Source organism: Clostridium uliginosum (genome assembly GCF_900112485.1).
Classification (GTDB): domain Bacteria; phylum Bacillota; class Clostridia; order Clostridiales; family Clostridiaceae; genus Clostridium; species Clostridium uliginosum.
Window position 1 is genome coordinate 103,618 of sequence record NZ_FOMG01000004.1, and the last position, 11,523, is coordinate 115,140.

Genomic DNA, 11,523 nt, shown 5'->3' on the forward strand with positions numbered 1-11,523 from the left:
TTTAATTATTACATACAATATCATAGAATTAATTTTTAAGCAATAGTGGTTTTAAACTAGTTGATAAATTCTGATTTGTCGTTATCCCAATTATCCTCACAAATTACAATTTATCTTTCAGTTAATCCTAGCATATTTTACAAATATCGTACTGTTCAATTATTAAAGAACAATTTTTATTTGCCGTCCCCAATCCCAGCTTCGTATTATTAGCCTAATGGGTAGTTAATTAACTTCATCTAAAAATAGTTCAAATTTTAATTCTCCATTTTCCATCCATGCAATCCAGTTACAATCTCTACTATACCCAAAATTAGAGAACTTTTCCTTTGACTTAATTGATGGTTCTCTTAAAACTCGTATAATCCAAAACATTTGCATATTTTGAGAACCAATTTCTTGTTGTAAAATATTTTTATCTACGCAAAGAATTTGTTGATAATCACGATATTTTTCACCAGCTTCAAAACTTACACCGACTAACTTTTTATTTTTACTATAATACTGATACCCATTACCATCAACTATTTTCAACATATCTCTAATATATTTAGATGGGAGCTTATAATAAACTTCTCCATATTCATCCAGATTACATACTGTACCTTCAACAGCCTTTATAATTTCGTATTTTATCACATCTGAACTTGCCGAATCACATATTTCGACTGTTGAATACTTATCTTTTTTCCATGTCATCCAACAAATTTCTTTTGGTGTCAAATAACAACTTGATTCTGTTGATGATGTGAATCGCTCAGGTTCCATAAAATTATGAGCAATATCATTTTTATTATCTATTACATCGCATAAAAATGTGTCGAACTTTGCACATGGTATTAATCCTGATGTAATCCACATCATTGTTTCAACACCTGTTCTTTGCTCTGTCTGGGAATTGTAAGAATATAAAGTAATAAGATCATTTTCATAATCTAATATTTTAGTTAAACTCTTTTTATCAATATCAATCCATAATTGAAAATTAGGAATGGGAGCTATATTTATCCATTCAATAATATTTTCTGATGTATTTATTTGCAAACCATCAAGCATTGGAGATAACGCTTCAGGCGAATACCATTTTTTTTCACTTATCAATTTTTCATGGTTTGATTGATCAAATTCTTGGGCAGGGATTATAAAGTCTTCTAAAACTCCATAATCTTCAACCATATGTTGATTATCATCATCGCGAAAAGGTAATCTATCAGAAATGTACCCCAAAATTTCATTTTTTGCACACCATACATATTTTTCTGCAAAGGACATAACTGTGCTTTTAGATCCATGAGATGCAGAACGATATTGACGTCTAATTGCAATATCAACTCCTAAGACTTCTCTCTTTTGTCCACTAGGTATACCATAAAACTCGTTTTCATTCCATCCCATTTCTAATAAATATTCATAAGAAGCAGCTAATACAAATTGATGGCATTTCAAACTATCTATACTTAACTGTTGAGCATGTTCTAATAAAAAATCATCAGCTTCTTTATAATATTCATATTTGTTATCTCTATTATCATATCCATATGGTAATCTGAAGAATTGACGTTCTACTGGATCACAAAGAACATATCTAGATAAATCGTAATCAATAATGCTATATCCAGACATAACTGTTCCTTTAGTAGCATTAAAGTTCATTGCTATGTAATCATCACTAAATTTATAAGATGGTCTACAAATCAATACTTGTTCTATAGAAATAAATCCGCATGAATAAGCACGTTCTGCTATTGCACGAGCATAATACCTAATTGCTGCATCAAGATTGGTTTGTATTTTTCCATCTGCAAATATTTGATCTATTACCCATTTTCCAAAAATATCAATAATCAAATGTGTTGTAGGCATAGCAAATATAACCCCCATAGCAATTGATAGCAAATCTTCTTTCATTTGTGGATCATTTGTTGGATATGTAAGTTGAAATAAATTTAAAAATTCAAACGGACATAAAATACCCCACTTAAACAATTCCTTTCGATAATATGTGCGTTTCAGGTTATCAACAGAAGTTAGCGACCAAGCGTATATAAGTGGTAATCCAAAATGCTTATCCTCGAAAGTTAAAATATAAGCCTCATCTTGCAAATTTAACTCTACTTGATTACTCCATTTAGCTTTTGAAAATTTTAATATACTTGGAACAGACCAAAAAAGATCTCTTTGCCCTGCATTTTCAAACTCCATTAAAAATTCATGTAAAAACAGAGCAGACAATGGATGATTTTCAATTCTTGCTACATTTAGAATAACTTTATTTGTAATTTCTTTTACAGCAAAGGCTCCCTGAGTTAATAAGCTCCTAATAAACAAACGATGTTTTTCGGTAATAAGAGGAGAAACACTTGATAGAGCAAAAAAAATTAAGTCATATAAGTCACTATTGGCTAAATTATCAGTAAAAACAGAATACTTAACCAAAAGTGAATCATAATCATTTAACAGAATAATTGATGTCATCTGAAGTATACCATTATTGCTTTTCAAGTTATCTGGCAACTTATTAAACTCACTTGCCTCAATTCTTTCTATGATAATTAGAGCATAAAGATAATCAAAAATTGGCTGTATTCCAATCTCATAATATGTTTTTGGTTCTTCTAATACTGATTGTGAGTGGGTAATAACACAGTATAATAAACCATAGTCATTTAAATAGTTAATTAAATCCCTACATATCTGCTTGGAAGTACTTTGCAATGAATCAATTTCAGAAAACATTTTAATAAGTTCATATTTTTCAATAATATTATTTTTGTAAAAATATTTTGTTAACTTCAATAGAGCTTTTTTAACAACATGATCATTTGGATCAAATCCATTTGAATACAAACTCCTAAATTCTGAATCAAGCTTTTTAATTTTTTTTTCTAGTAAATTTGTTATAGTAACTGAAGATTTTTCTAATACATCTATTTCTTTATGATCATATAATTCACAGAACAGTTTTAACGCAAGTGGAGTTTTAATGCACCATTTTAACCATTCATTATCATTTAACTTGATTCCATATTCTTTTATATATGCATCAAACATTTTGTTAACGGGTGCATCACCATCTAAAACTAGTCTTAATACATTTGATAACACTTTATCATCAGATGAAAATCCACTAAAAACATGTGATCTACTTGTAAAGCAAAACTTCATTCTAGTATATTGTTTACAAATAGCTTCAGTTTCACCAATTAAATCAAACCATATATCAAAAGGTCTTAACTCATCTATTCCATCTACGCAAATTAAAACTTTAGGAGTAATATATATATCATCAATTGAATTAACATTTTCTAATGCAAGTCTGTGCTCGTTTCTAAAAGATAATGCAGATAAACCTTGCCAAATTTCTCCTTCGCTCCAGATATTTGACAAACCAAGCGTTCTACTCAAAATTTCATGCCATGTCGCATTTCTAGGTATAGATTTAGCCTGTATTAACAGCGTAACATGATTTCTCCTTGTGTTTAAACAATTTACAACATTTGCAATTCCGTGAGTTTTCCCAGTACCAGGTTCTCCTAAAACTAATAAGCTATTTTGCTTCATTTGATAAATAACTGTAATAATACTTCTATCATGAATATTTTCAATAATTTTAGTTTTGCTTTTCTTTAAATCTGAAAAATGAATTGAATTTTTATATTTAAAATTTTCGTCAAAATACTCAAATAAGTCATCCAAATCATATGTAGACAATAAATTTTCACCATCAGCGCACAACATTTTATCGCTATGCATTGATTCGATTACAGTATCTATCCAGCAAATAATGCTATTAACTTTGAATCTTACTTTATCTGCTAGTTTGCAAATTTCTTCACTATCTAATAATAATAAACATCCTTCAAGCTGATTCAGAAAATTACCACAATTACACCTAAATTCATTTAATTTTATATAAACTTCTTTTCTTTGTTTATAATCGCCTACAAAATAATTCACCATCTCATTGATATCGCCATTTACATGTAAATTGGGCAAATATCTTTGATTCATCCATCCGCTTTTTTGTTTTTCATATGATAAAACTACCATTTCATGTGATATTTCTGTTTTTTCAAACCAATATCTAAAAACCCCTGCACATTCTGCATATTGCAGCTCAGATGTTATTCTAGTGTCATTCCACAATTCAATTTCTAATGTTGGGAAAATCTTTAGAATATCAACTTTAAGACTTTCCCATTTTTGAGATTCAGTATTTTTAACTATTTTCTTTCCTTTTCCCATCTTATCAGAGGATAGATCTCGAGGGACACAAATAATATATTTTTTTATTAACGGTCTTATTTTCAAAGCTGTTTTAACTGAGTTTTTAATTTGCATAATTTGACTATCTTCAATACTATTTCTAAACCACTTAGATTGCACAGCAATAATACTGTTATCATTCATAACTGTATATGCTTCAACTCCACCATCTCCACCAGCACCATTAACCACAAAAAAAGCTTTTAAATCATTACTATAGTTTCTTCTGCACCACAATTCAAATAATTGATTACACATAGCTTCAAATGCATGAGTTGGCGCATCGTTATATGTTTGAAAATGTTCCCAATTCATATTGACACCTCATTAGATTATATATTTTACAACTTCCCATTTTAGACATAATATACATCTATAGCCTTTAAAATCTTACATTTTATCATACTACAAATTTTATCATTATATCTTTATTTTTCCTATTATTTTTCTTTACTAAATCTTCTCTCCGTATAATATTTCTCACATCTTATCAAAATAGCATCTTTCATATGTTCAACAAACTCAACATCAAGAATAATCTCTCTAATTTCTTCATGCAAAGCCATCAAAGCTCCATCCTTCCCCTTAAAGAAATCCCCCTCACTCTTAAGCAAAAACTTAACAGGATTATCTTTAGCCAATTTCACATATCTAGCTTTATCCCAACTTTCAAAATCAGCAGTCCCCTTATGTCTAAGCATGTCCACCTTATTAGATCCCTTATGATAAAACTCATAAAAGCTCCTATAAACATCCTGTTCATCAATTTCCATCTTAACATTTCCACCATTATAAAAAGCAAGTAAAATAGGAATCTTATAACTCTTGCTCATGCCAGTTGTTTCAATCATATTAATAAAGTCTTTGCCTCTGCTATTATAAAGAGCTTCTTCACTTTCAAGTAATTCTCCATTTTCCTTTAAAAAGTCCAAATAATTATTAAATGGATTTAATGCACTTTTACTTTTTACTCCTGCATAAATTTCATCATCTATATTATTAAAGAATTCTACCCTACTTGGTCTATGTCCTAATTCATCTTTAATTCTGTAAAATTCTTCTTTAACTTTATCTTTTATATTCATTTCCTTTGAAGCTAGTTTCTTAAATATATCTACTAATCTAAAATCAAAGTCTACTCTACAATCTTCTGGATATTCTTCTTCACTAGGGATTCCCCTTTTTGATTCAATTCTTGAATATTGTTTTCCACTTAATAAGAATGGTAGAAAATCTGCTTTCTTATAATTTCCTATGAAGTCTAAAACATTTAGATATTGCTTATCATTATATTTTCTAAGTCCTCTTCCTAATTGTTGCAAGAATACTGTTGGTGATTGTGTTGGTCTTAGGAACATAACCATATCTATTGAAGGTATATCTAATCCTTCATTAAACATATCAACAGAGAATATAACTTTAATTTCACCTTTATTTAATTTGTTTAAAGCATCACTTCTATTGTCAGCATACTCTCCATTTTCTCCACTATAAACTGCTACAGATTCTATTTTGTTTTCACAAAAATATTTTGACATATATTCTGCATGTTTTTTTGAAGAACAAAAACCTAATGCCTTTTGAGAATTATATTTTCTATAGTGATTTAATATGAGTTCTCCTCTTCTATTTAGCATTAAGGATTCTTCTAATTCTTTGTTATTGTATTTTCCATTTTTAAATTCTACATTATCATAATTTACAGTTTCATCATAAATTCCATAATATCTAAATGGAACAAGATATCCCTTATTTATTGCATCGTTAAGTCTAATTTCGTAAACAGTATTATAATCACAAAGTGAAAATACATCTTTTGAATCAAGTCTTTCAGGTGTTGCAGTTAATCCAAGTAAGAACTTTGGATTGAAATACTCTATAATCTTTCTGTAATTATTTGATACTGCATGATGGAATTCATCTATTATTATGTAGTCAAAATAATCTCTTTTAAAATAAGCTTCATTTAAATAGTCATCTTTTCCTAAAGTTTGTACTAATGCAAACATCATTGATTTATCAGTATCTTTAGTATTATTGTAGAAAAATCCAATATCATCACTATTTCTAACATTCTTAAAGCTTCTAGCTGCTTGTTTAATAATTTCTTCTCTATGGGCAACAAACAGAACTTTTTTAAAGTCTATAGAATCAAAAGCCCCTAAATACGTTTTTCCAATACCTGTTGCAGCAACAATTAAAGCTTTATCAAATCCTTCTTCTCTAGATTTATTAAGTAAATATAGTGCTTCAACTTGTGCTCCTCTAGGTTCAAATAATTGTGTTACATTATTTTCTTCAATATCTTTATGATTTAGTTCTTCACTATTTGCACTTTGAATAGAACTTTCCTTATTATTAATATTTACATTAGTATTATCTTGATCTTTAAGATTTTCTTCCTTAGCCCTATTTATATATTTATAAATCTGTGGTCTTCTCCAGCTCTCTGAATATTGTTTCATTACTTCATCATTAATAATTTCAGAATGATTATTAAACAAATCTTCAAATGTATTATAAAATTCCTCAAAGTCTTGTGGATTTTGAGAGCGTAAAAATCTATAGTTCCATTCAATAGAATCTGTCAAAGCTCCTTTTGAAATATTAGATGACCCTATATAAATTTCACTATCATTTTCATTATGAAAAATATACGACTTAGGATGAAAGGATTTATTATGTACATTATAAAATCTTAAATCAACTTTATCTTTAAGCTCACCCTTAAGCATATAAAGAGCTGTTGGAGATGTAATATTTAAATAGCTTCCTGTTAGAATTCTAATACTAACCCCTCTGTCTATTGCTTCCTTTAAATCATTTAAAATGAGCTTAACACCAGAGTCCATTAAAAATGAAACTATTATATCAATAGCCTTAGCCTTTTTCATACTTTCTCTAAGTTTTTCATATAGATGATTATTATTACCTGTACTAACATTTCTTCTAGCTTGTATAGTTGGATGTTGTGAATTAAAAGTAATTTCCTTTTCACTTATATTTAATTCTGCATCATTAAGCTTTTTAAGATTACTCATAAACTTCTCCTTTGTTTTACAATTACTGTTACTATATAGTAATATTTTACCACAATAGCCACGTTATTTTCAAAAGTATGTGTTATTTCCGCATATTCTTTAGAATATTACCATATCTATGGTTTAGAATATTTATTCTGTAGAATATATATGGTTCAGAATAAATGTTCATAAATTTCAATATATGAAAAATAGCCCCATTAAAAGTTAACAGAGCTATTACAATTCTCAATTAATTATGTCTAATATGCTATCCCCATACTTTTCAACTTTTTTAGGTCAAAATCCCCTCACTTTTAAAAGTTCTTCCTTGTTCCTTGGCTTATTTGTATAAATGAATTTTTAAGTTCATAATAGACGTTTTATACTCCTCCTATTTCCTAGCAACAACCTCAAAAGCCTTTTTCTCTGCTCCATATCTTATCAGACTACATAATTCTAAATGTTTAATTTGCCATTCTCCAAAGAAATACTTTATATCTTTCTTATCAAAAAATCTCTTATATCCAGCCTTTGTTGAATAATAATGTTTTTCTATTTCAATTCCTTCTTTTGATCCATAATTAACATCATCTAAAGAATTTAATCTACAAATAAGATATCCTTCTTTTTTTAAAACTCTTTTTATTTCTGTTAATATTTCTTTAGTAGTTGCTTCATTAAAATAATGTAAACTTAAGTCAGCTACTATAATTTCAATACTATCATCTTCAAAATGTAATTTTTTAGTTATATCTATATTTAATGTTTCAATGTCTGAAATATGTTTATTAACAATTTTTAATGCTTCATTTGAATAATCACAAGCAATAACCTTATATCCTTTTTCATGTAAATATAAAGAATTTCCTCCTGATCCACAGCCCAAATCAATTATTGTACTGGATTTATGTTTTTCTAATAAATCATTAAACTTTTTTAACCATAAATCGTAAATTGGTTTTTTATTTTGTATATTGCTATATATACTATTCCAATATTCTTTATTATTGTTCATAAGATTCTACCTCTTTTAAATTTAGATACTTAACACTTTTTAATACTATTCCTTCTTTAAATCCGCCTCTTTCATCTCTCTTCATAAAATTCACCATTTCATTTACTATGTTTACTTCAAATCCAAGATTAATTTAATTTTTGAATTAATTTACCTTACTGCTCAATCTTCTTTTTCATTTCATCCTTCAAGGCAGGTCTCCTACTATTTTGCTTTATGATATTAGTATAATAATCTAAAAATTCCTCTTCTTTATTTAAAAAGCAGAGAATATCTTTTACAATACTGCAGTAATAAGCTGCTCTTTCATATCTTGATCTTGTTGCTGCATCAATATGAAATCCAATCATTTCTTTAAGAATATCAGCTGCTGAATTTAAATAATAATCTTTATTACTTACATTTTCATTAAAGACTTCTATATCTACAATTCCTTCTATTTTACTACTATCTATATTATTAATATATTCATTTAGATTAACTAACTTTACTTCTTGACCATGAAATCCACGATAAATCAATGCTTTTGATATATATTTCAAGTAATTATGCCTTGAATATCCCTTATATATTTTTATAAAATCTAAGAGCTCTTCTATTAGACCTTCATGTGATAAAACTTTTATTAATATTGACTCTGAATCATATGTAGTTTTTAATCCTAATAAACTGATTGCTTCATTGATAAATGTATTTAATTGATTAATTTTTTCTGCAAAATATCTGGCCCTATTATAAAGCTTATAGGATGGATTCCCCTTAAACAAAGAATTTATTATATTAAAAGCTTTTTCAAAGCTATTCAATATTTCATAGCAATCTACAAGTCTAGTTTTCAAGTTAAATTTAATTCTAGGTTCTTCCACTTTTTCTAAAGCTTCATCAATCACCTTTACAGCATCTTCAAATTGCCCAAATTCAAAATATTCTTTAGCTATATCTATATAAAAATTTACATTGTAGGATAAAAAACTTTTAGCTAACTCAATTTTATTAAATTGAGGATTATATCTTTCATTAAATTTCTTAAAAAGTTCAAAATACAAGTGCTGCAAAGTCCAATCTCCATCAGTTTCTTCTACTTTCTGCCTTATAATTTTATCAATAAGATATATATCTTCTATATTATTTATAATAGCCTCCGTACATCTCTCACCATAATTCAACCATACCTCTAAAGCTTTCTCTACCATTTTTATTTTATCAGTTATAGAATTTTTCATGCACAAGTAATATTGTTCAAAAATATCTAACCAATTAATTTCTATATATGTATCTGGTTCCTCAGTTCCTAATATTTCTTCATCACTCTCAGCTTCATAAAGACAGTTAAAGAGTAATTCAAAAGCTTCAAAAGCAATATCATATTCCTTATTTCTAGAGTACATCATTGCAATATTAAAATATTCAGTGAATCTTTGAGACCATTCTGAGCTTTCAAAGCTATCTTCACAATAATTATCCCAATAATTGTCATGGCTACATTCAATATAATATTCACCATTAAGACAATCTTCGCAAAACTTTTTTACATCTTGTAAATGATCAAAACCATCACCATTTCTAATATTATCTAGTGCTAATTGGCTATCAATATTCTTTGATATAAATTCGTTTTTCTCAAATTCATGAAGTTTTCCTAATAATTCAATTATAATATCTACTAGCTTTTCTTTTTCAAAACTTAATAATATTTCTCTTTGTGAATTCATAATTTTCTCCTATTCGTTTTAGATTTATTATAGCCTCCATTAATTCTAAACAGATTTTAATTTAGAAATAGCGCCATTTATCATATAACGTACTTTTTTTACTTCAACTATCTCCCATTTTGTTAAAAATCTTATAAAGCCAATATTTTTGCTTTCCCCAATTTTAAACATGAGCAGCTTAACTACTTGCCTATTAGTTTGCTTCAACTGTTCTATAAGGTCATTGCATATAGTTCCATTCACGTTTAAAACAAGATTATATAACTCATCTACATAAAAAGGTTTATATGTTTCCCAGCCTTTATCTGAAAAAATTATCATAGGTAGGCGTCCATTATAGTCAATATCCAAATAGTTGTTTACAATCATCCAGTCTATGATTTTTGTTATTTCTTCAATTGATAACTGGTTATAATAACCATAACTCGGGCAATTATTAAGTTCTTTTTCTATTAATTTCTTATCTTTAGATCCTTTAAGTATTTTCGCTAGCATTGTTCTACCTGCTACAAAAATGATTTCATCTGCTGCTCGAAGTATATTATTAATCTCTTCTTCTGACGGGACTTTCTGTCCGCTCAAATCACTTAGTTCATATTGTAATTTCGGTTTTCTACTCATCGCCAGAGCACCCTTTCTCAATTATATTTTTCTACTATTCCTCTCATTTAATCTATGCTCTAAACTTTTTAATTTTTCATCCTGATCAGATTCGCTATACAATTCAAGAAGTCTATCTTCTGCACAATCTCTATCATCTAAATCTGGTACAGCGAGCGCTTTTAATAGTAGATCTTCAGCTTTAATATAATTTGCATTTTCTCTCTCACAAAGCCAGTATTGATCAGACCATCCAATCCAGCCCCAACCCCATTTAGGATCTTCAGATAAATATATTTCAAAAAGCTCTTCGCCCTTCTTAACATTCCCAAGTAAAAAATACGTCTCAGCTATTGCCCTTTTAGCATTTTCTGTAGTAAGTTTATCCTCTAAATGTGTGAAGTTTTGAATTTGTTCATTTAATTTAATTCGAATATTCCCATAAGCATCCAAAACTTCAATATCTTTTGAGTTTGACAGGATATTATACAAGCAATCCTCAAAATCGTTAACCCAGTTTGATACAAATTGACTTCCATTATAAATCTTATCAAACATTTTAAAAGTTTTTATATTATCTTTTTCCATATAATCCATCAGTTCATTCCAGATACTAATCCATATTTCAACAACTTTATTATATTCTTGATTGGATAGATATTTGTATCCTTTTTGCATTTTTAAATCAAAATCTGTAAATTGTTCAGAAATTGCCTCCTGTTTCATTCCAACATATTTACTTTTGAATATATCCTTAAACTTCATTAATCTAAGCCTCCTGTATGCTCTTCTTTGCAATGCTCAATTTCAATATCGCATTCTCTGTCATCTGCTTTTATGATTTCTAGAATTCTATCACGTACTAATTTTATAGATATATTTTAGCATAAAATAAGAGCTTATATTA

At 28.0% G+C, this 11,523-nt stretch carries 6 protein-coding genes; all 6 read right to left on the reverse strand.

The genetic code is table 11. The features are described from left to right. Nucleotides 1-225 precede the first annotated feature (225 nt). Nucleotides 226-4,581, reverse strand: a complete 4,356-nt coding sequence (locus BM027_RS04340; RefSeq protein ID WP_090089103.1) for an NACHT domain-containing protein — start codon at nucleotides 4,579-4,581, stop codon at nucleotides 226-228. 125 nt (nucleotides 4,582-4,706) lie between these two features. Beyond that, a complete protein-coding gene (locus BM027_RS04345) occupies nucleotides 4,707-7,307 on the reverse strand; it encodes a DEAD/DEAH box helicase family protein (protein ID WP_090089106.1) in 2,601 nt (866 codons plus the stop codon). A gap of 373 nt (nucleotides 7,308-7,680) precedes the next feature. Then, nucleotides 7,681-8,304 (reverse strand): class I SAM-dependent methyltransferase, encoded by a 624-nt coding sequence (locus BM027_RS04350; protein WP_090089108.1) that lies wholly within the window; start codon nucleotides 8,302-8,304, stop codon nucleotides 7,681-7,683. Between the two features lie 155 nt (nucleotides 8,305-8,459). Beyond that, complete coding sequence (locus tag BM027_RS04355; RefSeq protein ID WP_090089110.1) at nucleotides 8,460-10,016, reverse strand: tetratricopeptide repeat protein; 1,557 nt, start codon at nucleotides 10,014-10,016, stop codon at nucleotides 8,460-8,462. Nucleotides 10,017-10,061: 45 nt separating this feature from the next. Beyond that, entirely contained in the window at nucleotides 10,062-10,637 is a 576-nt protein-coding gene (locus BM027_RS04360; RefSeq protein WP_090089112.1) for an RQC-minor-1 family DNA-binding protein, read from the reverse strand. A 21-nt stretch (nucleotides 10,638-10,658) separates the two neighbouring features. Next, the gene (locus tag BM027_RS04365) at nucleotides 10,659-11,381 is read right to left on the reverse strand and encodes a hypothetical protein (protein WP_090089114.1); all 723 of its coding nucleotides are present in this window, start codon (nucleotides 11,379-11,381) and stop codon (nucleotides 10,659-10,661) included. Between the last annotated feature and the right edge of the window lie 142 nt (nucleotides 11,382-11,523).

Coding starts and splice junctions, on each gene's coding strand:
- BM027_RS04355 (WP_090089110.1), bottom strand. CDS start 10,016: ATGAATTCACAAAGAGAAATATTATTAAGTTTTGAAAAAGAAAAGCTA.
- BM027_RS04345 (WP_090089106.1), bottom strand. CDS start 7,307: ATGAGTAATCTTAAAAAGCTTAATGATGCAGAATTAAATATAAGTGAA.
- BM027_RS04360 (WP_090089112.1), bottom strand. CDS start 10,637: ATGAGTAGAAAACCGAAATTACAATATGAACTAAGTGATTTGAGCGGA.
- BM027_RS04340 (WP_090089103.1), bottom strand. CDS start 4,581: ATGAATTGGGAACATTTTCAAACATATAACGATGCGCCAACTCATGCA.
- BM027_RS04365 (WP_090089114.1), bottom strand. CDS start 11,381: ATGAAGTTTAAGGATATATTCAAAAGTAAATATGTTGGAATGAAACAG.
- BM027_RS04350 (WP_090089108.1), bottom strand. CDS start 8,304: ATGAACAATAATAAAGAATATTGGAATAGTATATATAGCAATATACAA.